At 59.6% G+C, this 22,222-nt stretch carries 16 protein-coding genes; 8 read left to right on the top strand and 8 right to left on the bottom strand.

The window, feature by feature from the left end:
* Positions 1–135: 135 nt before the first annotated feature.
* Positions 136–1,191 (top strand): sugar ABC transporter substrate-binding protein, encoded by a 1,056-nt coding sequence (locus tag HJD22_RS08870; protein ID WP_248730183.1) that lies wholly within the window; start codon positions 136–138, stop codon positions 1,189–1,191.
* Between the two features lie 19 nt (positions 1,192–1,210).
* Here HJD22_RS08870 and HJD22_RS08865 read toward each other — a convergent pair whose 3' ends face one another.
* Positions 1,211–1,522 carry a YqfO family protein gene (locus HJD22_RS08865; protein ID WP_208655829.1) on the bottom strand — a complete coding sequence of 104 codons (312 nt, stop codon included), beginning with the start codon at positions 1,520–1,522 and terminating at the stop codon, positions 1,211–1,213.
* 203 nt (positions 1,523–1,725) lie between these two features.
* Between HJD22_RS08865 and HJD22_RS08860 the strand changes: the two genes are divergently transcribed.
* Positions 1,726–2,715, top strand: a complete 990-nt coding sequence (locus HJD22_RS08860; RefSeq protein ID WP_208655828.1) for a lipid A deacylase LpxR family protein — start codon at positions 1,726–1,728, stop codon at positions 2,713–2,715.
* 82 nt (positions 2,716–2,797) lie between these two features.
* On the opposite strand, the gene cynS is transcribed toward HJD22_RS08860, so the two are convergent.
* From cynS to HJD22_RS08840, 4 genes are read right to left on the bottom strand one after another with little or no spacing between them, the layout of a single operon-like run.
* Positions 2,798–3,238 carry a cyanase gene (cynS, locus tag HJD22_RS08855; RefSeq protein WP_208655827.1) on the bottom strand — a complete coding sequence of 147 codons (441 nt, stop codon included), beginning with the start codon at positions 3,236–3,238 and terminating at the stop codon, positions 2,798–2,800.
* Positions 3,231–4,172, bottom strand: a complete 942-nt coding sequence (locus tag HJD22_RS08850; protein ID WP_208655826.1) for an ABC transporter ATP-binding protein — start codon at positions 4,170–4,172, stop codon at positions 3,231–3,233. Before HJD22_RS08850 ends, cynS begins: the two co-directional genes overlap by 8 nt.
* Positions 4,173–4,175: 3 nt before the next feature.
* Entirely contained in the window at positions 4,176–5,036 is an 861-nt protein-coding gene (gene ntrB, locus HJD22_RS08845) for a nitrate ABC transporter permease (protein ID WP_208655825.1), read from the bottom strand.
* Between the two features lies 1 nt (position 5,037).
* Positions 5,038–6,453, bottom strand: coding sequence for a CmpA/NrtA family ABC transporter substrate-binding protein (locus HJD22_RS08840; protein WP_208655824.1), 1,416 nt, complete (start codon positions 6,451–6,453; stop codon positions 5,038–5,040).
* 287 nt (positions 6,454–6,740) lie between these two features.
* On the opposite strand from HJD22_RS08840, the gene HJD22_RS08835 reads away from it, so the two are divergent.
* Positions 6,741–8,654: a sigma 54-interacting transcriptional regulator gene (locus HJD22_RS08835; RefSeq protein ID WP_208655823.1), complete on the top strand. Its 1,914-nt coding sequence runs from the start codon at positions 6,741–6,743 to the stop codon at positions 8,652–8,654.
* Between the two features lie 57 nt (positions 8,655–8,711).
* On the opposite strand, the gene HJD22_RS08830 is transcribed toward HJD22_RS08835, so the two are convergent.
* Positions 8,712–9,476 (bottom strand): MipA/OmpV family protein, encoded by a 765-nt coding sequence (locus HJD22_RS08830; RefSeq protein ID WP_208655822.1) that lies wholly within the window; start codon positions 9,474–9,476, stop codon positions 8,712–8,714.
* A gap of 344 nt (positions 9,477–9,820) precedes the next feature.
* On the opposite strand from HJD22_RS08830, the gene HJD22_RS08825 reads away from it, so the two are divergent.
* The 4 genes from HJD22_RS08825 to HJD22_RS08810 all read left to right on the top strand — a co-directional run bounded on the left by HJD22_RS08825 (position 9,821) and on the right by HJD22_RS08810 (position 16,661).
* On the top strand, positions 9,821–11,242 hold the full coding sequence (locus HJD22_RS08825; protein ID WP_208655821.1) for a TolC family outer membrane protein: 1,422 nt from the start codon (positions 9,821–9,823) through the stop codon (positions 11,240–11,242).
* An 85-nt stretch (positions 11,243–11,327) separates the two neighbouring features.
* Positions 11,328–12,608: an efflux RND transporter periplasmic adaptor subunit gene (locus HJD22_RS08820; protein ID WP_208655820.1), complete on the top strand. Its 1,281-nt coding sequence runs from the start codon at positions 11,328–11,330 to the stop codon at positions 12,606–12,608.
* A complete protein-coding gene (locus HJD22_RS08815) occupies positions 12,605–15,784 on the top strand; it encodes an efflux RND transporter permease subunit (protein WP_208655819.1) in 3,180 nt (1,059 codons plus the stop codon). Before HJD22_RS08820 ends, HJD22_RS08815 begins: the two co-directional genes overlap by 4 nt.
* 205 nt (positions 15,785–15,989) lie before the next feature.
* Positions 15,990–16,661 (top strand): hypothetical protein, encoded by a 672-nt coding sequence (locus HJD22_RS08810; RefSeq protein WP_208655818.1) that lies wholly within the window; start codon positions 15,990–15,992, stop codon positions 16,659–16,661.
* Between the two features lie 79 nt (positions 16,662–16,740).
* Here HJD22_RS08810 and HJD22_RS08805 read toward each other — a convergent pair whose 3' ends face one another.
* Together HJD22_RS08805 and HJD22_RS08800 are read right to left on the bottom strand one after the other, a co-directional pair.
* On the bottom strand, positions 16,741–19,809 hold the full coding sequence (locus tag HJD22_RS08805; protein ID WP_208655817.1) for an efflux RND transporter permease subunit: 3,069 nt from the start codon (positions 19,807–19,809) through the stop codon (positions 16,741–16,743).
* A gap of 12 nt (positions 19,810–19,821) precedes the next feature.
* Entirely contained in the window at positions 19,822–20,874 is a 1,053-nt protein-coding gene (locus tag HJD22_RS08800; protein ID WP_208655816.1) for an efflux RND transporter periplasmic adaptor subunit, read from the bottom strand.
* A 289-nt stretch (positions 20,875–21,163) separates the two neighbouring features.
* On the opposite strand from HJD22_RS08800, the gene HJD22_RS08795 reads away from it, so the two are divergent.
* Positions 21,164–22,210, top strand: a complete 1,047-nt coding sequence (locus HJD22_RS08795) for an AraC family transcriptional regulator (protein ID WP_208655815.1) — start codon at positions 21,164–21,166, stop codon at positions 22,208–22,210.
* Positions 22,211–22,222: the final 12 nt, after the last annotated feature.

Raw genomic sequence — 22,222 nt, 5'->3', positions numbered from 1 at the left:
TTGAGTTACCGGAAAGTCTAAGCCTTTTGGCTTTGCTTTTTTTGAAGCCGCATACGATCATTTGATCGTTCAATGATCAAATCATCATAATTAAACGACACAACAACAACGCCACGCGTCTTCAAGGAGCCCCACATGAAGCTCACGCACGCCTTGCCACTGGCGACTCTGGCCGCGGCAGTCTCCGCTGCCGCTCAGGCGCAGGAGATCACTGTCGCTACGGTGAACAATAACGACATGGTCATCATGCAAGGCCTGACCAGCGAATTCGAGCAGACCCATCCCGGCATCACCCTCAATTGGGTGGTGCTTGAGGAGAACGTGCTACGCCAGCGCCTGACCACCGATATCGCGACGGGGGGAGGGCAGTTCGATGTCATGACCATTGGCACCTACGAGGCACCGATCTGGGCCGAGCGCGGTTGGCTGGTCGGCCTTGACGAGCTACCGGAGGAGTACGAGGTCGATGACCTGCTGCGCCCGGTGCGTGATGGTCTTAGTCATGACGGCGTCCTGCACGCGCTGCCGTTCTATGCCGAGAGCTCGATGCTCTACTACCGCCAGGACCTGTTCGAACAGCACGGCATCGAGATGTCCGAACAGCCCAGTTGGGAAGAGGTGCTCGAGTGGGCCAGCCAGATCCACGATCCCGCCAATGGCGTCTACGGCATCTGCCTGCGCGGCAAGCCGGGCTGGGGCGAGAACATGGCCTTCGTGTCGACGCTGGTGAATACCTTCGGAGGGCGCTGGTTCGGCGAGGAGTGGCAACCCGAGATCAACTCTCCCGAGTGGCAGGAGGCGATCGGCTTCTATGTCGACCTGATGGGCAATTACGGTCCGCCAGGCGCGAGTTCAAACGGCTTCAACGAGAATCAAGCGCTCTTCTCCAGCGGGCGTTGCGGCATGTGGGGCGCGCGAAGCCCGATATGGCGCCAGATAGTGGCCGACATCACCGCAACGCAGGTGATCTGCCCCAGGATCACCGATGCTGCCGCCCTGGGGGCTGCCCTACAAGCAGCCTGGTGCCATCAGTATGAGCAGGGCACCACCCTGGAGTCGCTTTGCGCGCGCTTGGTGCAGCTCGACGAAAGCTCATGTGTCGAGCCCGACCCTGGGCGAGTCGCCGCCTACCAGCACGTCTATGCGCGCTATCGCCAGTCTCTCGCCGAGCAGCATGGCGTTGCCTCATGACGCTCAGGAGGCGTGATGCCTATATCTCCTCGAGCCGCCATACATCAAAGGCCGGCTCCTCATAGGGGTGAGCGAGCTTGAGTGCCGCCACGGCGGCGTGGATCAGCGAGTCCCGGCACACCAGCTCCACCTTGAGTTCCTCGACGCGCTCGAGCGTGCCGACGTCGCCTAGATGCGGATCGGCTCCCTCGAGCGCTCTGAACTGCCCGGTGCCGCGTGTCTGGAAGCAGCAGGCCTCGTAGTTGCCGATGCGTCCGGCGCCGGTGTCGAAGATCGCCTGCTTGACGCTATCGGCATCCTCCACGGGGACGAAGAAGGCGAGTTTGTACATGGTTAGCTCCTGTTGCAGCTGGGACGTTTTGCCATAGTGGTTGTGTCATGGTGGTATGTCACTTCTATCAGGATCGTTTCGTGACGCGCCTGGAGAATGATTCCTTACGGTGAATAAAATGCTTATCTTGTGTTTGCGTAATGGAGCAACATACAATCAAGCATGTTTGTCTCCACTTGTTCCGCTTACGCCAAGGAAGAAAGATGCGCCGCTATAAATCAGGCTGGAAAGTCCTCGCATTGCTAGGGGCGTTAGGACTTTCAGCCACTGCTTCAGCGGAGGGAGTCTTGACGCTGAAGGTGGAGAACGATCTCTTCGCCAGCAGCGACGATGGCCATTATACCAGCGGGGTGGAGCTGGGCTGGACCTTCGCCGCGGAACCCTCTCACTGGTCGCAGCAGGTGGCGCGATGGGTGCCAAATTTCCTGCTCGATGAGGTGGATGGCGTCTCCTATCGCTTCACTCACGAGATTTATACCCCCGACGACATCAACCGCCGCGAGCTGATCGAGGATGATCGCCCCTACGCGGGAGTGCTGCTGCTCGGCCTGTCGTTGCATGAAGACAAGCGTATCGATCAGTGGCGCCAGGCCTCGGACCTGCACTTCGATGTGGGGGTCGTCGGGCCGGGGGCCAGGGCGGAACAGCTTCAGCGCGAGGTCCATCGCATCACCAACAGCGACAACCCCAGGGGCTGGGAGCACCAGCTCAGCAACGAGCCGGTCATCAACGCCACCTATCGTCGCCAGTGGTGGTATGGCCATCGCCTGGGGGGCTTGACGCTGGAACATGGGCCCAGTGTGACGGGAGCCGTGGGCAATCTCTACACCTACGCCGGTGGCGGCTACGGTATGCGCCTTGGAGAGGGGCTGCAGCGTAGCTACGGTACCCCGGCGGTATCGCCGGCCCAGGGAGGGCGCCAGTACTTCACCACGGGCGATCGCTTTGGCTGGTATGCCTTTGCCAGTCTCGAAGGGCGTTATATGGCCCAAAACATGCTGCTTGATGGCAATACCTTCACCAGCAGTCACTCGGTCGATAAGCGCAACGAGGTAGGCGACGCGCTAGTGGGAGCGGCGCTGACCTGGCAGCGCTGGCAGCTCTCCTACACGCATGTGTGGCGGACCCGTGAGTTCCACGGACAGGATGGTACCGACTCGTTCGGCTCGATGACCGTCTCGCGTCACTTCTGACACTGCATGTCAGCAATGAACCGCCCCGGCCAGGTCACTGGTCGGGGCGGTTGGCTATGCGCTACCGATAATTGAGCGCGCTTTACCATGCCCTGTAGGGCAGGAACTTACCATTCAGTGTCAGCAGTACCCGGTCCCCCTTGGGATCCTCGATCTTGTCGACTTCCATGGAGAAGTCGATGGCGCTCATGATGCCATCGCCGAACTTCTCCTGGATCACATCCTTGAGCGTTTCACCGTAGACTCCCACCACCTCGTAGAGGCGGTAGATCAATGGATCCTGCGGGATCGCTTCGTCCCAGGTCTTTGTAGGGAAGGTCTTGAGTGCCTCGCCCACTTCGGCATCGACGCCCAGTAGGTCGCATAGCTTGCTGGCTACCTCACCACTTGCACTGTTCATACCATAGCAGGCCGAAGCCACCCACACAGGTGACATGTCTACGGCACTGCCGATCTCTTCCCAGCTGAGCTTCTTGCGTGCCTTGGCGGCGAGCAGAGTATGACGCATTTCGAGCTTATCCATGGCGAGTCTCCTTTGGCGTGAAATTGACCAGATTCGGATTGGGGGTGGGGTCAGGTTTGGCTTGAGCGTCACCGCTCGCCTCCTCGGCGACCGGATTGACGCGCTTGGGATAGTGCAGGCCGCGCTGGTCGATATCACCAGTGCGTAGCGTATGCGAGCGGTTGACTAGGAAGTCGACCAAGTAATTGCGCAGTGTATAGAAATGCGGATGTTTGATGATCTCGGCGCGACTGCGCGGGCGTGGCAGGTCGATCTCAACTGCTTCGGCGATACGGGCCTCGGGGCCGTTGGTCATCAATAGGATGCGATCGGCGAGCAGGATCGCCTCGTCCACATCGTGGGTGATCATGAAGACGGTCTGCTGATCCTGGCTCCAGATCTTGATCAGCTCGTCCTGAATCACGCCCCGGGTCAGGGCATCGAGCGCACCGAAGGGCTCGTCGAGCAATAGCAGCTTAGGCTTGGTGGCGAAGGCGCGGGCGATGCTGACGCGCTGTCGCATGCCCCCGGAGAGCTGCGCGGGCTTGCGGCCCGCCACCCCCTTCAGGCCAACCATCTCCAGATAGCTGAGGCTGTGCTCGGTGACCTTGGCCTTCTCCCACTTCGGCCAGCGGGCGCGCACACCGAAGCGCACGTTCTCGAGTGCCGAGAGCCAGGGCAGCAGGCTGTAGTTCTGAAATACCACCCCCCGCTCCAGTCCGGGACCCGTGATTTCTCGCCCCTCCATGATCATGGTGCCTTCGCTGAACTGGTCGAGCCCGGCCAGGGCGTTCATGATCGTCGACTTGCCGCAGCCAGAGTGGCCGATGATGCAAACGAACTCCCCTTTTGCGAGCTGGAAGCTGACGTTCTCGAACACCGTCAGATTCGTATCGCCGCGGGCGCCGGGAAAGCGCTTGGCGGCCTGCTGGACTTCCACGAAGGCGTGAGCCATAACTTACTCCTTATAGGTGACCAGTTTGGCAACCGACGCCAGGGCTAGGTCGAGCAGCATGCCCACTATGCCGATCATGAGAATCGCGAAGATCACGCTGGTCAGGTCCAGGTTGTTCCACTCGTTCCACACGAAGTAACCGATACCGGTACCGCCGACGAGCATCTCGGCGGCGACGATCACCAGCCAGGCGATGCCGATGGAGATGCGCATGCCAGTGAGGATGGTCGGCGCCGCGGCGGGAAGAATCACCTTGAAGGCCGTCGCAAGCGGTGAAAGCTCATGGGTCCTAGCCACGTTGACCCAATCCTGTCTGACGCCCGCCACACCAAAGGCGGTATTGAGCAGCATTGGCCAGATCGAGCAGATGAAGATGACGAAGATCGCCGAGGCCTCGGCATCGCGAATGATGAACAGTGCCAGAGGCATCCAGGCTAGCGGCGAGATCGGCCGCAGCACCTGGATGAAGGGGTTGAGCGCCTTGTACATCAGCGGCGACATGCCGATTAGAAAGCCGACCGGAATGGCGATTGCCGCTGCCATCAGATAGCCGGCCAGCACGCGATAGAGCGAATAGCCGAGCTGTATGCCGATTCCCTTGTCGTTGGGGCCGGCGTCGTAGAAAGGGTTGGAGAGCTCCTCCCAGGCGCGCGTCAAGATGGCCGAGGGAGGGGGAACCCGGGCTTGCTCCTCGGCGCTACCCATGAGCATTTCATACTCGCTCAGCTCGGCGCCACCGCCGCCGAGCAGCGGAGCGCGGTTGAACCCCTCCCACAGACCCAATGCGGCGGCAAGCAACAGCAGCGTCAGCAAGGTGGCACGCATGTTGAGACTGAACTTCCACTCGGTGGTGGTGCGATTCATGTCAGTTCCTCCGGATGGCGAAACTCTCGACATAAGCGTCGGGCTCGCGGTAATCGAAGGGCTTGCCCATGATCTCGAACTGGCGCGATGTCTCCTCGGGAGCATCGTAGCCGAGTTCACGCATCACCTGCTGGGCATCGGTGGCGAGGTAGACCTCGCGGGCGACTTGCTGATAGTCGATGTCACCATTGATATATCCCCAGCGCTTCATCTGGGTGAGAATCCAGACTGCCATCGAGTGCCAAGGGAAGGGGTCGAAGTCGATACGGTCCGGCACGTTCTGCACGCCGCCTAGACCATCGGCATAGCGCCCGGTGAGCACCTGCTCGATCACCGTGACTGGCTGGTTGAGATAGTTGGTGGGAGCGATGGCCTCGGCAATTTCGCTGCGATTGGCCGGGTTCGACGAGTACTGGGTGGCGTCGATGATGGCGCGTAGCAGGGCGCCATAGGTGTTGGGGTTCTCGCGGGCGAAGCGGGCACTGGTGGCAAAGGCGCAGCAGGGGTGTCCGTTCCAGATATCCTTGGTCAGCAGATGAATGAAACCGATACGCTCATAAACGGCACGCTGGTTGAACGGATCCGGCGATAGGAAGCCATCGATATTGCCGGCACGCAGGTTGGCGACCATTTCAGGCGGCGGGATCACCCGGATTTGGATGTCCTGGTCCGGATCGAGGCCATGCTCCGCAATGTAGTAGCGCAGCAGGAAATTGTGCATCGAATACTCGAACGGAACACCGAACGTGAATCCCTTCCACTGCTGTGGGTCACGCTTGTCCTGATGGTCGTTGTGCAACACGATCGCCTGACCGTTGATGTTCTCCACCGCAGGGGTGATGAAGGGCCTGGCACTGGAGCCGGCGCCCAGAGTCATTGCCAAAGGCATCGGCGTCAGCATGTGCGCAGCATCGAAACGATCATTCAGCGAATTGTCGCGTATCAGCGCCCACCCTGCGGTCTTGATCACAGAGACATCAAGTCCATAACGCTCATAGAAACCCATAGGGTGCGCCATGATGATCGGCGTAGCGCAGGTAATGGGGATGAAGCCGATATCGAGTCGGGTCTTCTCCAGCGGGCCGGAATCCTCCTTCACTGCCGCCTTGATGGCCTCCATTGGGAAGAGGCTCGCCAGAGCGGCCGCCACGGTACCGCCACCGACCAGCTTCATGAACTGGCGGCGGTGCATGTCGCTATGACCGAACATCCCGCGCACCAGAGCACTCTCGACCATGCGATCCATCATCGCTTCGCTGTCGGCCGGTACAAGACCAGCGCGCCGGGAGACGGCCTGGTGGTTAATCTGAGGTTGCTCGACTTGGCACGTGTGGCAGTCGCAACGGCTGCCATGGACCAGCGACTGATGGTGGTCGAAAGGGTTGCCCAGGCTATTGTGGCTATCATGATCCGACATTTTGTTATTCACCTCACGGAAGCGGTTGCAAAGTGGTTTGCGCCGGCAAGGTGCAGTCATACCTCGACGACGATATCTGCCTTTCAATAGCGAAGCGCATGCCACTTCTTGAGAAGAATAAAAAAGTTTATTAATTTCAAAGGCTTGTGGTTTCCTTAAAAATGGTCCAAGTCTTCTGCGCTTTACGAAAAATCGTAAAATACGATATTTGGTTGATTTTTTTACGAAAAATCGTCGGTGGCGCGGGGCTTGTATGGTTAAGACGATACCCTCGAGTGAAGCCTGTCATGCCACATATTCAGTCCTTGCCTCAGCCCCTTCCAGACATGCTGTCCCTGAGCGAACTTGCGTTTGATCATGCGCCACAGGCTATGCTGATCGTCGATCCTTTCGCGGATTGCGTGGTTGCGATCAACGACGCTGGTTGCGCGATGCTCGGAGCCAAACGGGACTACCATCTCGAGCGGCCCTTCAGCCACTGTCTAGGCGTCTCGTTCCCGCTGTGGATCAGCTTTACCGACGAGGCACTGACGCAATCGCCGGCTTGGTCGGATGATCTGGTGATCATGGATATCAAGCGCCAGCCGCGACGAGTCGAGGTGATTGCGCAACGACTGGAGGATCGGCACCTGCTGCTTTTGACGCTGATCGACCGCGACAAGGCGGAGCAGCGACGGGCGCGGGCCGACCTGCGCCGCCAGCATCGCCATGGGCATGTTGGCTGGGAGCGTGTCGAGCAGGTATTTGAGCGCATCGAGCGTCAGAACCAGTTGATTCTCGGTGCTGCCGGAGAGGGGATTTATGGACTCGACGCCGAGGGCAACACCACCTTCGTCAATCCGGCCGCCGAGCGCATCCTGGGCTGGAGCAGTGACGATATGGTCGGCCATGACGCCCACCGGCTGTTTCACCACACCCGTGCCGATGGCAGTCACTTCCCGGTGCAGCAGTGTCCGATCCATGCTTCGTTCAGCGATGGCCAGGTGCATCGCGTCGATGACGAGGTGTTCTGGCACAAGAATGGCGAGGCGATTCCAGTCGAATACACCAGTACGCCGATCTTCGAGATGGGGCGGCTCGTCGGTGCGGTGGTGCTGTTTCGCGATATTCGCCAGCGCAAGCGTGCCGAGCAGCAGCTGCGAGATGCCTTGGCGGAGGTCGAATCGCTCAAGCAGCGCTTGGAGCTCGAGAACCAGTACCTACAGGAGGAGATCAAGGCCGAACTCAACCATCGCGAGATCGTCGGCGAGAGCCCTGCGGTAGCTCATTTGATCCGCCAGATCGCACTGGTCGCTCCCACCGATGCCAACGTATTGATCAGCGGCGAGTCCGGCACCGGCAAGGAGCTGATCGCACGCGCCATCCATGCCGGCAGCACGCGTAGCGACCGACCGTTGATTCGCGTCAACTGTGCGGCGATCCCCCGCGATCTGTTCGAGAGCGAGTTCTTCGGCCATGTGAGGGGGGCCTTTACCGGGGCGGTGAATGATCGGCCGGGGCGCTTCGAACTGGCCGATGGCGGTACCCTGTTTCTCGATGAAGTTGGCGAGATTCCTCTTGAGCTACAGAGCAAGCTGCTGCGGGTGCTTCAGGATCAGCAGTTCGAGCGTGTCGGGGCCAACCGTACCCACGACGTGGATGTGCGTGTGATTGCGGCGACCAATCGCAACCTGAACGAGATGATCGAGGAGGGGCGCTTTCGCGAGGATCTCTATTTCCGGCTCAACGTGTTTCCCATCAACTCCGTGCCCCTGCGCCAACGCAGCGACGACGTACCGTTATTGGCGCGCCACTTCCTGCACCGCGCTTGTCAGAAGTTCAATAAGCCCGGTGTGCGCATCCCCCCGGCACAGCTCGATATCCTCAGGCGCTATGCCTGGCCGGGCAACATTCGCGAACTGGAAAACGTCATCGAGCGTCAGGTCATCGTCTCCCAGAATAGACTCCTAAACTTCGATGACCTCTTGATTGAGGGGCCGCTGCATGTGCAGGCACCTGCCTCTCCCTCCGAACCGCAGGCGCCGTTGACGGAGCGGGAGCTCCATCGGCGCCAGCGCGACAATGCCATTGCCGCGCTGGAGCGGACCGGCGGCAAGGTGTCGGGGCAGGGCGGTGCCGCCGAACTGCTGGGAATGAAATCCACTACCCTCTTCTCACGCTTGCGCAAGTGGCACATCGAGCCGCGTGACTACCGTCGCTGATCATAGAAGAGGCGGCGTGTCGTGTTAAAGCCGTTTCCACTCCCAAATCGGAGTTGCTCAGAAACGATAACCGATAAACGCGCCGGCAAAACCCTGCCATTCGTCGCCATACTCCTCGACGATGGGGCTATCGGCGGCGTCACCGGTCAGGTAGGCGAGGCCCGCAACGGCAGTGAGCGACCAGCGGGGTGTCAGTGAGTAGCTGAGCGTGCCGCCGAGACCGAGAGTGAAGTAGCCGTCGTTGGGCTCATGGCGGCGTATGCCACTGCGGGCGCTATCGGCGGCGGAGACGCGAAACATGGACTGCGTCCAATCCTTGCTCGAATAGGTCAGGCTCGGCCCCAAGGTGGCAAGCCAGCGCTCCTGGAAGGGTTGGGCCCAACTGGCTCGCGCCTCGAAGAGTGCGCCATCGACATCACCCGTTACCGGCATTTCAGCGGAGAGCGAGTAGTGCCATTGTGCATGTCGATAGGAGAGGCGGGTGCCTAGCGTAAGCCCGCCATCGACCTCATCGAAGCGGCGAAGGTCACCCTTGTTGTCACGCCCGAAGGTGTAGCCGATGAAGGGGGAAAGCACCCAGCCATTGCGCTGCAGAGCATTCCAGCCCAGACCGTCGCGAACGCTGAAGTAGAATTCGTCGCCATAACGCAGCTCCACCAACGGCAAGGGCGATGCATCGTAGTCGTCGCTGCCCAGGTAGTCGGGCGCCACGATCACGCCGCCCCCAATGCTGCCTTGCCAGGGGCTCTCCTGGGCCATGCTCATGGCCGGTAACAGCGAGAGGGCGAGAGAGGCATACCAGTGGCGAGAAAGAACGGTCATGGTGGTACCTTGATTGTGATTAGCAAACGTTTTTGATTGTATGTAAGTGTGCAAATACAAAGCAAGCTAATAAGAGGGTGGCGGGAGCGTCATGAGGCGTCACCGCAAAAAAACCGTCAATCGTGCGGGTTTCATCCTAATGCGACTATAGTCGTGAGTGTCGAGATAATGCAGAGCATTGCGCTGTACACACTATTCAGGTACGTGCAAGGCTAGCATACATACATGAATGTAACTATAATGCGTCGCTTCGGAGCCTTGCCATAGGAACCCTGATGCTGCCTCCCAATATAATTCTCCATTGCCTCGGCCCCAGGGCTTCCCTGCGTGCAAGGCGCGCCTTGATGACAGCCGTCGGCACGCTGATGCTGAGCGGTACCGTTCAGGCAGCGGATCTTCTGACGGTGACCCGCGATGCGCTGTTGAACGACGCCACTCTGGCCTCGGCTCAGGCGACCTATCGTGGTGTCGAGGCGGGGCGGGGCGTTCAGCGCGGCGCCTTACTGCCGCAGATTTCGCTGGCGGCTGAGGCAGCGCATAACCGCGCCTACAGCAGCCAGAGTGTGGCGGGAGCTTCCGCGGGCACCGGTACGGCTGGAATCACGGCGTTGGATGACAACTACAATAGTGCGGGACTTACGCTGGAAGCGAGTCAGGCACTGTTCAATGCATCACGCTGGTACGAACTCGAGCGTGCCGATCGTCAACTCAATCAGCAGGAGTTCTCGCTGCAGGCCACCGAACAGCAACTGCTCTTCGATGCCGCCAGCGCCTATTTCGAGATACTGCGAGCCAGTGACATTCTGGAGGCACGCCAGGCGCAGGAGCGCGCGATCGAGCGTCAGCTGAGCCAATCGCGACAGCAGTTCGAGGTGGGGCTGATCGCGATCACCGAAGTCGATGAGGCGGAGGCGGTGTACGACCTGGCGCGTGCCGAGCGCATTGCTGCGCAGAGCGATCTGCAGGTCAGCTTCGAGGCGCTCGAAAGGCTCACTGGCCTGCGCTACCCCAATATCGACGGCCTGACAGGTGAGCTGCCGATCGAGCCGCCACAACCGGCCGACCGCGATCAATGGGTCGAGATGGCGATGATTCACAGCCCGCTCTTGCTGCTGGCCCAAGCGGGAGTGGAGATATCGCGCAGCGACGTCGACATCGCCCGGGCACAGCGAATGCCGATTCTCGAGGCCTTTGCCGCCTATCAGTATGCCGACAGTGACAGCGATGTGATCGAAGGCCACGATTCGGCAAGTCAGGTCGGCATGCGCGCCTCCCTCCCGCTATACACGGGAGGGGCCACCAGCGCCTCGATCAACCAGAGCACTTTCGTACTCGAGTCGACCCAGTATGATGCCGAGGCGCAGCGGCGCGATACCGTGCAGCAGGTTCGTTCACTGTTCACCCGTGTCAGCAATGATGTCGAAACCGTCGAGGCGCGCCGTCAGGCGGTGGTTTCCAACCAGAGTGCCCTGAATGCGGCACGCTCCGGCTACGAAGTGGGAACGCGCAACATCGTTGACGTGCTCAATGCCGAGCAGAATCTTTACGATGCCATCTCCGCGCATGCCAATGCTCGCTACGATTATGTGCTCAACCTGCTGGGGTTGCGTCAGCAGGCAGGTACGCTTGATGTCGAGGCGATCACCGCGGTCAACGAGTGGCTGAGTGACGAAGCCTCGGTCTCGCTCGAGCTGCCCGAGGCATCGAGCGACAGCCGCTACGATGCGGCGCTCGATATCGGCGCGCGTCCGCAACCCCGTCAGTAATCGAACAACGCTAACCAGCGCATCAAGCTATGCGCCGGGCACTCGTTTCGTGAATGTCTTTGATCGAAGAACAGGTGAAACTGGTATGTCAACCACGTTAAAAAACGCACGCTTCCCGCTGCTGGCACTGGCCACGCTGGGACTGTTGCTCACCGGTTGCGGCAACGATGAGGCCTCCCCAGCCCAAGCCGGCGGCCCGCAGCAGGAGGCACCGGCCCGGCCTGCTGAGGTGATGGAGATGGCGCGACGCGACGTCGACATCGACCGTAGCTACGGCGCGTTGCTGCGCAGTGACAATGAAGTGGTGCTGGTCGCAAGGGTCAGCGGAACGCTGGAAGCGCGCCACTTCGAGCCCGGCGACGAGGTGGCGCGTGGCGATAGTCTCTATACCATCGAACCTGCGCTCTACCAGGCGACCGTGCGCCAGCGTGAGGCGGATCTGCAAAGCGCCCAAGCGGAAGAGAGCCGCGCCAGGCGCGATGCGGAGCGCTATGCCCGCCTGTTGAGCCAGAATTCGGTCAGCCAGCAGCAGCACGACCAGGCCCAGGCCGACCTGCGGGTGGCAACCGCCTCGGTGGCCCAGGCTCGCGCCGCGCTGGACAGCGCCAATCTCGATTTCGGCTACACCGATGTCACCGCACCGGTGTCGGGCATCATCAGCCTGAGCGAGGTGAATGTCGGCAACGTGGTCAACTCGGGAACCGAGCTTGCCACCATCACTCCACTCGATCCGCTGGAGGTGCGTTTCCAACTGCCACAGCGCGATGCATTCGAGCTCCGCCAACAGCTGCGCGAGGAGGAGGCCTCCTCTATCGGCGTGTCGCTTGCCTTTCCAGGCGAGGCGGGGGCGCTGCTGCGCGGCGAACTGGACTTTCTGGCCTCACGAGTGAGCCAGCAAACCAGCACGGTGCAGGCAAGCGCCGTGTTCGAAAACAGCGAGGGTTACTTTCTGCCAGGCCAGTTCGTGCGTGTGCGGCTTGAAGGGATGAAGCGCTTCGATGTCATGGCGGTGCCCGAGATCGCGGTGACCCAAGGGCTGATGGGCCCGCAGGTCTTCGTGCTTGATGAAAACGATGTTGCCCGGGCGCGTACCGTGCGGCTCGGCGATCTCGCCGGTCCCTGGCAGATCGTGCTCGAAGGGCTCGACAATGGCGATCGCGTCGTGGTCAGCGACCCGGCGGGCATCCAGGCTGGTACCCGTATCGAGGCGCGACCTTTCGATGGCGATGCCGAAGCTCTCGTCGAGGATGTAGAAGAGCGCGAGAGGCAGCAGGCCCAGCAGGAGACCGAGTCGATGGAGCAGACCGAGGAAGCGATGGGCGCTGAAGCGGCACCGGCTGGCGGAGCGGAGGCCGAGGGCGAATGAATTTTTCCAATTTCTTCATCGCTCGCCCGATATTCGCCACGGTACTGGCGATCATCCTGACCCTGGTCGGGGTGATGAGCATGCGCATACTGCCGATCGAGCAGTACCCAAGTGTGGTGCCGCCGACGGTCTCGGTGCAGGCCAGCTTCCCCGGGGCGGATGCGGAAACCGTGGCCCAGACCGTGGCCGCACCGCTGGCCGAGGCGATCAACGGCGTCGAGAACATGCTTTACATGAACTCGACGAGTGCCGACAACGGTATCATGAGCCTAAGCGTGGCGTTCGACATCGGCACCGATGGCGACATCAATACCATCAACGTCAATAACCGGGTGCAGGGAGCGCTTTCGCAACTGCCTGAGGAGGTGCAGGCACAGGGGGTGACGGTCGAGCTGCGCTCCGACTCGATCCTGATGCTGGTGGCGCTGATCTCACCGGAGGGCGACTACAACAACGTCTTCATGCAGAACTACGCCACGCTGAACGTGCTCGACGAGTTGCGCCAGGTGCCCGGCGTGGGTAACGCCGAAGTGCTTGGTGGTGGCGAGTTCGCCATGCGCATCTGGATGGAGCCGGAGAAACTGGCGCAGTACGATCTGACGCCCAGCGAAGTCGCCACTGCCATCCGCGCCCAGAACACAGAGGTGCCAGCGGGCAATCTGGCGGCCACGCCGCAGCGCGAGCCGCGCGCCTTTACCTATACGATCACGGCGGGTGGGCGGCTCTCGGATGCCGATCAGTTCCGCAACATCGCGCTGCGCACCAATCCGGACGGCTCCACGCTGCGTCTCGAGGATGTCGCACGTATCGAGCTGGGGGCCTCGTTCTATGGCGTCGAGGCGAACCTCAATAACGCCACCATGTCGCCGATCATCATCAATCAGCAGCCGGGTGCCAACGCGCTCGAGACGGCCGATGCGGTGAAAGCGGTCATGGCCGATGTCGCAGGACGCTTTCCGCCCGGTCTCGAGTATGTGATTCCCTACGACACCACGTTGTTCATCAATGCCTCGGTGGAGACGGTATTTCACACCTTCATCGAAGCCTTCCTGATCGTCGGTGTGATCCTCTTTATCTTCCTGCAGAACTGGCGCTTCACGGTGATCGCCATGTCGGTGGTACCGGTCTCGGTGCTGGCGACCTTTGCCGGCTTCTACCTATTCGGCTTCTCGATCAACCTGCTGACGCTCTTTGCCCTGGTACTCTCCATCGGCATCGTGGTCGACGATGCGATTCTGGTCGTCGAGAACGTCGAGCGGGTACTGAGCGAGGATGAGTCGATCACGGTGCGCAAGGCCACGGCGCGAGCCATGACCGAAGTGGGCGGGCCAGTCATCGCCACCTCGCTGATCATGGCGGCGGTTTTCGTGCCGGTGGCGTTCCTTGGCGGTTTCACTGGGCAGATCTATCAGCAGTTCGCGTTGACCGTCGCCATTTCGGTGGGCTTTTCGGCGCTGATGGCGCTGACCTTCACGCCGGCTCTGAGCGCAATCTTCCTCAAGCACAAGCCCAAGATGGGCGAATCGAAGTTCAAGCGCGCGATCAATACGCCGCTGCGCCTGTTCGATCGCATGTTCGCCTGGATTACCACCGTCTACATGTGGGTGGTGCGTGTTCTGGTCAAGCACTGGTTCGTGGCGATAGCGCTGACCGTGTTGACTGGGGTGGGATCGCTGTGGCTCTACGAGCGCACACCGTCGACGCTGGTGCCGGAAACCGACCAGGGCATTGTGCTGGCCAGCATCTCGCTGCCCGATTCGGCATCGCTGGACCGTACCAGTCGTTACATGGAGAAGCTCAGCCACGAGATCGAGCAGATCCCGGGGGTACGCTACTCCTCGGCGATTGCCGGTTACGATATCCTTTCGAGCGCAGTCAATACGGCGCGTGGGATCATCTTCGTCAATATGGCGCCTTGGGATGAGCGTGACCTGACCGCCGACGAACTGGTCGGTCACATCATGCGCCTCGGGGCACAGATCGAGGGGGGCACGGCGATGGCGTTCAATGCGCCGCCAATCATGGGGCTCTCCACCACAGGGGGCTTCACCGGTTTTCTGCAATCCTTCGAGGGGGCGACTCCCCAGGAGCTCTACCAGGCGTCGCTGCGGGTGATGCAGGCTGCCAATCAGCATCCGGTGCTCAATCAGGTATTCACCACCTTCAACGTCAACGTGCCCTCCTACCAGGCGGAGATCGATCAGCAGAAGGCGCTCAGCTATGGCGTGGCGTTGACGGATATCAACGCGACGCTCTCGAATACCTTCGGTACCGGTTTCGTCAATTACTTCAGCTATCAGAACCGTAACTTCCAGGTCTATCTGCAGAACGAGGACAGCTTCAGGCAGACGCCGGATGACATCAGCCGGGTCTTCGTGCGTGCCAGTAATGGCCAGCGCATTCCGCTCTCCGAATTCGTCACCCTGGAGCGTACTGCGGCACCGGCAGTCGTGACGCGTTTCGGCGTCTATGCGGGTGCCCAGTTCCAGGGTGGGCCGGCAGAGGGTTACAGTTCCGGCCAGGCCATTGCGGCGATGAATGAGGTCGTCGAGCAGGAGCTTGGCAGCAACTGGGGCATGGGCTGGACGGGCACTGCCTACCAGGAGGCGGAGATGGGCAATGCCGCTACGCTTGCCATCGTCTTCGGTCTGATCATGGTCTTCCTGATTCTGGCCGCTCAGTACGAGAGCTGGTCGCTGCCATTGGCGGTGCTCACGGCGACGCCCTTTGCGTTCCTGGGCGGGATTGGCGGTATCGTCCTGCGCGGGCTCGACACCAGTGTCTACGTGCAGATCGGCATGTTGGTGGTAGTGGGGCTTGCCGCCAAGAATGCCATCTTGATCGTCGAGTTCGCCGAGCTACAGCGCAAGGAGTTTGGCAAGACGATCCACGAGGCTGCGATCAGCGCTGCCGAGCTGCGCTTCCGGCCGATCGTCATGACCTCGCTTGCGTTCATTTTCGGTACCTTGCCGCTCGCACTGGCCACTGGGGCCAGTGACACCAGCAGCCACCACATCGGTACCACGGTGGCGGTGGGCATGGCATCGGTAGCGGTGTTGGGTAGCTTCTTCATCCCGACCTTCTACGCGATGATCGCCCACGCCTCGGATTGGCTGGGCAGGAAGATGGGCAGCCGAGACTCGCATGATGATGCAGAGGCCGTACGTGAAAGCTAAACGTCATCCCGCATGAACGCAGGCCGCCCCAAGGGGCGGCCTTTTTCTTGATGAGAGTGGCGGGTATCGGCGACTTGATCCAGGGCAAGGAAGTGCTGGGTTAGACGATGGTCGTTGTCCATATCCAGGCGGAGATGGCTAAGCTGAGAGCATGAGCGATCAAGCCCTGATCGCCGGCAATAGCTGAAAGGTAGGGAGGTGCGACATGGAATTGCTGATCCAGACCCTCTTGAGTTTTCCCACCATCGTCTTCACCGGCCTGCTTGCCTTGATGTTGCTCTACTGGTTGCTGGTCGCGTTGAGGTTGCTGCCGATCGAGTTCTTCGAGCACGACAGCCTGCGTGGCGATCACCTCACCAGTGTCCTGGTCTCGTTGGGCCTGGGTGGGGTTCCCGCCTCGTTTGCGTTGAGTGTGCTGCTGACGCTCGGGGCGGTGCTCTGCCTTGCCATCGAGCTACTGGTGCTGCGCTTCCTGCCGCTCGGTTTCTTTCGCGTACCGCTCGGCTTCCTGGTTCTCTGGGCAGCGCTGGCGGTTGCCGCTCCCTTGAGCGTATCGCTCTGCCATGCGGCGCAACGTAGTTTTCATCGGTGGCGCAGGGTGTGCACCCGTTGCCTGCTGGGAGAAGCGGTCGTGGTGCATGAGCGTACCGGTAGCGATGGGCTTTGCCAGGCAAGCCTGGTGGAGGACCCGGAGGTAGTGGTAACCCTGCATTGCAAGCAGCAGGATTGTCCGGCGGTGGGAGAGCGCAGAATACTGGTGAAGTATCTGGCCGGTGAAGGGACCTACCGCAGCGTGGCTGCCGATGCCTTCATGAATGCGCGAGAGCGCCTGAGTCGACTGCCGATGCCCCACCGTCAGCAACATGGGCATGGATGAACGTCATTAGCCACTGAACGCGACAGAAAAGCCGGCGGTGGAGCCCACCGCCGGGCATCGTCAACAAGCCACGACGTGGCTACGCCTTGTCAGGCTCGCTCTTTAATTTTTCCTTGTCATAGCGAATCTTGAAGAACAGCGCATACAGCACGGGTACGGCGATCAATGTCAGGAGCGAGGCGAAGGCTAGCCCGCCCATGATGGTGACGGCCATGCTGTTGAAGAAGGCGTCCGTCAGCAGCGGCAACATGCCGAGAATCGTCGTGCCGGCGGCCAGGAGCACCGGGCGAAGACGGCTGACACTGGCGTCGACAAGTGCCTTTATCGCTTCCTTGTCGGAGTCGATCTGGTCATCGATCTCATCGACCAGCACGATGGCGTTCTTCATCAGCATCCCCGAGAGGCTCAGCATGCCCAGCAGCGCGGTGAACGTGAAGGGCAGCCCGGTGATCAGAAGGCCTATCACCACACCGCAGACCGACATCGGCACCACCAGCCAGATGATCAGCGGCTGCTTGAGTTTTCCGAACAGCAGGATCGAGATCAGCAGCATGATCAGTACGCTGATCGGCAGTTGCTGGGCCAGCGCCGCCTGTGCATCGCCTGAGTCCTCGTACTCCCCCCCCCACTCCAAGGTGTAGCCTGGCGGCAGCTCTATCGCCTCGATATCGCCTCGTATCGACTGAAAGGCCTCGTTGGAGGTATACCCATAGGCGGGATTGGCCTGCACCGTCAGCGTGCGGACGCGATCGCGACGAGTGATCAGCCCCTCCTCGCTCTGGGTGTCGAAGGCATCGACTATCTGTGTGATGGGGATGAACGTCTGCTCGGCATTGCTCCACACCAGGCGATCCGACAGCAGGTCGACATCGTCGCGCTCGTTCGCCGGTGGGCGTGCCACCACTGGTATGAAGTTGTCCCCTTCGCGGTAGGTGCCGGCCTGGGTGCCCGAGGAGGCAAACTGCAGCGTCTGGGCGATCTCGTCACGATTGACGCCGGCGATTCTCGCCCGCTCCTCGTTGATGATGGGCACCACCACCGTCTCCTGTTGCCGCCAGTCATGGCGCACATCGATGAGCATGGGATCAACCAGCATCCGGTGCTGCGCCTCCTCGGCTAGCCGGCGCAATACGGCAGGGTCGCTGCCCTTGAAGCGTGCCTCGACATCGGCTCCGCCCCCGGGGCCGAACTTGAGTCGCTCCGTACGCACTTCGGCATGCGGGTAGGCTTCGCTCAGCTCGCGAAAGATTACCGGGTCCAGCGCATCGATGGTATCCAGGTCCTGGGCTCGCACAATGAACTGCACATAGGCAGGATCGGGCTGCTCGGGAGCGTAAGTCAGCATGAAGCGCGTGGCGCCACGCCCGATGAAGGTCGCGACTGACTCGACGCCCTCTTTCTCCAGCAGGTATCGATCTATTTCCTTGGCGTCACGTTCGGTAGCGCGGATGTCCGCGCCATGCGGCAGAAAGTAGTTGACGTAGAAGATGGGCGTATTGGAGTTGGGAAAGAAAGCCTGGGGAATCAGCCCGAAACCCCAGATGCAAAGCGCGGTGATGGCCGCCAGCAAGGCAACGGTCACGAGCCTGGCACGCAGCGCAAGGCCCAGCAGCTTCTGGTAGGCACGATAGAGAAAGCCAGCGTAGGGATCCTCGTCGTCGCCCTTGGCACTCTTCAGCAGGTAATAACCAAACAGCGGCGTTACCGTGATGGCAAGCAGCCAACTCATCATCAACGAGATCATGATGACCATGAACAGCGAGAACAGGAACTCACCGGTCACGTCGTCGGAGAGGCCGATCCCCGCAAAAGCCATGATGCCGATGACGGTGGCCCCGAGCAACGGAATCTGGGTGCGCTTGGCGGAGGCACTGGCGGCATCCGTGGCGCTCTGGCCCCGCTTTATGTTGATGACCATCCCCTCTGCCACCACGATGGCATTGTCGACCAGCATCCCCATGGCAATGATCAAGGCTCCCAGCGAGATGCGCTCCATTTCGATATCGAGAATGGCCATGAACAGCAGGGTGCCAAGTACGGTAAGCAGCAGCGTGGCACCGACGACCAGACCGATCCGCCAGCCCATGAAGAGGCACAGCACGCCGATGACGATGGCCACCGACATCGCCAGGTTGATCAGGAAATCATTGATGGCATCATCCACGACTCGGTGCTGCTCATAGATGGGATGCAGCTCCACCCCCAGCGGAATACGCCCTTCGAGCGATGCCAGATGGGCTTCGACGGCTTCGCCCACCTCGATGATGTTCTCCGTCTCGACACCCGCAATGGCAAGCGTGAAGGCATCCTGCTGGTTGTAGTGAATGAGGTGATTGGGAATTTCCGTGGCTTGGCGATAGACATGTGCGATGTCGCCCAGCGCCACCTGCTCGGTGGTGCCGGAGCGGCCGATACGGATCGACTCGATATTATCGACACTGTCGACCTGGGTTCTCGCCACGATCCTGACATGACTATCGCCGATGCGCAGCGATCCGGCATCCTCGACGGTGTTCTCGGTCTGGATGGTATTGAGCACCTGCTCGATGGGAATGCCCAGCGTGGTCAGGCGCTCATTGGGAATCTCCACATAGATGGTCTCTCCTCGCTCGCCAGCGGTCGTGACGCGTGCAACGCCGGGCACGGTCAGTACCTCCCGTTGCAGGAAGGTCGAGATATCACGGATTTCATCCTCCGAGTAACCCTCGGCGATCACGGCATAGAACAGGCCATAGACCTCACCGAAGTCATCGTTGACCTGAGAAGGGGAGGCGCCTTCAGGAAGAGACCCCTGAGTATCGTTGACCTTTCTTCGCAGCTCATCCCATATCTGAGGAAGCTGGTCGCTGCCGTAAGTGTCGGAAATCTCCACTTCGATTTCCGACCTTCCCGGCAGGGAAAGGGACTCGATGAAGTCGACCTGGGGTAGCTCCTGTATCGCTCTCTCCAGTCGTTCGGTGATCTCCTCTTCCACTTCCTGGGCGGTCGCGCCGGGATACTCGGTATTGATGATGGCGTTTGGGATCGTGAAGGCAGGATCCTCGAGCTTGCCTACCGCATAGAACCCCCATATTCCGCCAAAAAAACAGATAACGATGATTAGCCAGGTATTGAGTGGCCGCTCAATGGATGACCTTGCGATATCCATGACAAACTCCCTTTATAGCGCCTGTTCCAGCGGCCGGACCCGCATGCCGTCACGCAATAGGTGCAAACCAGCGGCAACGATGGTTTCGCCCCGTTCAAGCCCCGAAACGACAGGAACGCTATCGCCACTGATCTCACCAACGATGACCTGTTGAGAGCTTACGGTCTGCTTGTCGGCGTCGTAGCGCCAGACATGGAAATTGCCGGCCTCATCCTTGCCGACCGCACTGACGGGAATCATGACGGCGGGAGGGATCACCGCATCCGCCAGGGAGATGAATACCGTTGCGGTCATGCCGGGAAGCGCAACGAAGGGAACGTCATCACTGAACGCGAATTCCACTTCATAGGTTTGTGCAACGTCATCGGGTTCGGTGACATGTTCGCGATACTCGAGAGGGATACGTTGCCCCGGCATCGATAGCAACTCGGCTTCGATGTTGAAACGGTCGGGTTCGGCGACATGTCTTATCAATGCCTCAGGTGCATTCATCCTGACTCTGAGTTCGGTGACATCCTGAACTCGGACGACTTGTGCATTGGGCTGAACATTACTGTGAAGATCGGCCTGGCGGCGAGTCACTAACGCATCGAAGGGAGCTCTAATAGTGGTGTATGAGAGATCCTGCCGGGCACTTTCCAACTGTACTTCAGCCAGTTCATAGTTGGTTCGTGCCTCGTCGAACACGGCTTGGGAGACGGCATTGTGCTCCAGTAGATTGCGCTTGCGTTGCATATCGCTTCTGGCGAGTTCCCTTTCCGCTTCCGCTCTTCTTACCGCCAACGCATAATCGGTTTGCTCCAGACGCGCAATCAACTCTCCCTCGGGAATAATGCCGCCTTGAGTTGCCGGGAACTCCACCAGACGTCCACCCACTTGAAAGGAGAGATCGACAGTGCTCAATGCATCGACTCGGCCAACGAAGCGGCGACTCGTTATATCGCTTTGCTCACCGGTTTCTATGAGTTTTACGACTCGCGGTCCTGATTCGCGCTGCTCATCTTCTCCACCGCAGCCAGTCAATAATAATATAAATAAGAAAATGGATGCTTTTGCCGATCTCATTAAAACCCTCCGCGGCGTCATGATTTAATGATTGAGTTGAATTTCAAAATAGTGGCGATTGCGCAGCTGAATTATTTTGCAATATTTGCATGTTCGGGATTTTAGCATGGTAGAGTTTTTTTGGACAATTCAAAGTCTTTTGAAAGCTGATTATCTGTTTTAGCTGCGTCGATAAATGGTTTGAATGTTGGTTGGCGGTGAATAATAATGAGGTATTTGAACGCGAACCTCTAGTAGTAGCAATAGGCGACAGGTAATTGGCGCCAAGCGACACGGTACAAGAAGGCTTATGACTAAAATCGCAGAGAGCCTCTCCAGGCAAGCAATGGGAGGGGGGACCATTGCAGCGACATTGGCACGATACCAGGTTGACGTGATCCGCTTGGCCGGGATGAACGAGAAGCGTCTGTGTCATTCGGCGGGGCTTGATATGGCGAAGCTGGATGACCCGAATGGTCGTATCTCCAAGACCATCCTGTTTCGTCTCTTCTCGCTTGCCTCGGAGGAGTCGCAGTGGAGCAGTTTCGGCCTGCATGGTGCCGAACTGCTCGATGCCGGCTTGCTGGGAATCGTCGGTTACACCATGATGACCAGCACCAATTTTGAGCAAGCGCTGGAGCGCATGGCGAGATATGCCGTACTGATCGACGATGAGCTCGAGGTGTGGGCCGAGCGGGAAGAGGGGCATCTACGAGTCTCGGCCAGGATCGGGTCGAGTGAGCGCTCCCCCTATGATTTCATGGCGGCGGGGGTGACGGGATTCATGGGATTCTGCAAGATATTGCTGGGTGACTATCCCGTTACGCATGAGATCAATGTGATACATGATGATCCAGGTAATCATGAGTGCGAATGTTTTCTCGATACCAAAGTAAATTTTGGCATGCCCTGTTTTTCAGTGCTATTCGATAACGAGACGCTTGCCAAACCACTTCGCTCTTCCAATCCCAATCTTGATCGTGTCCATGTGGATATAGCCGAAGCCAGGCTCGCTCAGTTTACTTCATCGAAGAGCGTCAATTACATTAGACAGATAATTGATGAATCGCTTCCCGGTCATGCGCCGAGTCTTGGAGACTTGGCTGTAATGTTGAATGTAAGTAAGCGGACTTTGCAGCGTGATCTTGAGATAAAAGGCACCAGCTTCAAGGAGCTTCTTGACGATGTACGTAAACAGCAAGCCAAGCAATATCTCGTCTACTCCAGCAAGAGCATGAAGGAGATTTCCTGGAGCCTGGGATTTGCGGAACTCAGCAGCTTTTACCGCTCATGCCATCAGTGGTTCGGCATGACACCAAGACAATACCGTAACACGCACCAAAATTTTGAATCATGAATGGCCGGCAGC

It is taken from the genome of Halomonas sp. TA22, assembly GCF_013009075.1.
GTDB lineage: Bacteria > Pseudomonadota > Gammaproteobacteria > Pseudomonadales > Halomonadaceae > TA22.
The sequence above is the reverse complement of the archived record's forward strand: the minus strand, read 5'-3'. Positions and strand labels throughout refer to the sequence as shown.

What these genes read in the sequence shown, in the direction of transcription:
- HJD22_RS08870 (WP_248730183.1), top strand. Translation starts at nt 136, where the DNA reads ATGAAGCTCACGCACGCCTTGCCACTGGCGACTCTGGCCGCGGCAGTC.
- HJD22_RS08865 (WP_208655829.1), bottom strand. Translation starts at nt 1,522, where the DNA reads ATGTACAAACTCGCCTTCTTCGTCCCCGTGGAGGATGCCGATAGCGTC.
- HJD22_RS08860 (WP_208655828.1), top strand. Translation starts at nt 1,726, where the DNA reads ATGCGCCGCTATAAATCAGGCTGGAAAGTCCTCGCATTGCTAGGGGCG.
- cynS (WP_208655827.1), bottom strand. Translation starts at nt 3,238, where the DNA reads ATGGATAAGCTCGAAATGCGTCATACTCTGCTCGCCGCCAAGGCACGC.
- HJD22_RS08850 (WP_208655826.1), bottom strand. Translation starts at nt 4,172, where the DNA reads ATGGCTCACGCCTTCGTGGAAGTCCAGCAGGCCGCCAAGCGCTTTCCC.
- ntrB (WP_208655825.1), bottom strand. Translation starts at nt 5,036, where the DNA reads ATGAATCGCACCACCACCGAGTGGAAGTTCAGTCTCAACATGCGTGCC.
- HJD22_RS08840 (WP_208655824.1), bottom strand. Translation starts at nt 6,453, where the DNA reads ATGTCGGATCATGATAGCCACAATAGCCTGGGCAACCCTTTCGACCAC.
- HJD22_RS08835 (WP_208655823.1), top strand. Translation starts at nt 6,741, where the DNA reads ATGCCACATATTCAGTCCTTGCCTCAGCCCCTTCCAGACATGCTGTCC.
- HJD22_RS08830 (WP_208655822.1), bottom strand. Translation starts at nt 9,476, where the DNA reads ATGACCGTTCTTTCTCGCCACTGGTATGCCTCTCTCGCCCTCTCGCTG.
- HJD22_RS08825 (WP_208655821.1), top strand. Translation starts at nt 9,821, where the DNA reads ATGACAGCCGTCGGCACGCTGATGCTGAGCGGTACCGTTCAGGCAGCG.
- HJD22_RS08820 (WP_208655820.1), top strand. Translation starts at nt 11,328, where the DNA reads ATGTCAACCACGTTAAAAAACGCACGCTTCCCGCTGCTGGCACTGGCC.
- HJD22_RS08815 (WP_208655819.1), top strand. Translation starts at nt 12,605, where the DNA reads ATGAATTTTTCCAATTTCTTCATCGCTCGCCCGATATTCGCCACGGTA.
- HJD22_RS08810 (WP_208655818.1), top strand. Translation starts at nt 15,990, where the DNA reads ATGGAATTGCTGATCCAGACCCTCTTGAGTTTTCCCACCATCGTCTTC.
- HJD22_RS08805 (WP_208655817.1), bottom strand. Translation starts at nt 19,809, where the DNA reads ATGGATATCGCAAGGTCATCCATTGAGCGGCCACTCAATACCTGGCTA.
- HJD22_RS08800 (WP_208655816.1), bottom strand. Translation starts at nt 20,874, where the DNA reads ATGAGATCGGCAAAAGCATCCATTTTCTTATTTATATTATTATTGACT.
- HJD22_RS08795 (WP_208655815.1), top strand. Translation starts at nt 21,164, where the DNA reads ATGACTAAAATCGCAGAGAGCCTCTCCAGGCAAGCAATGGGAGGGGGG.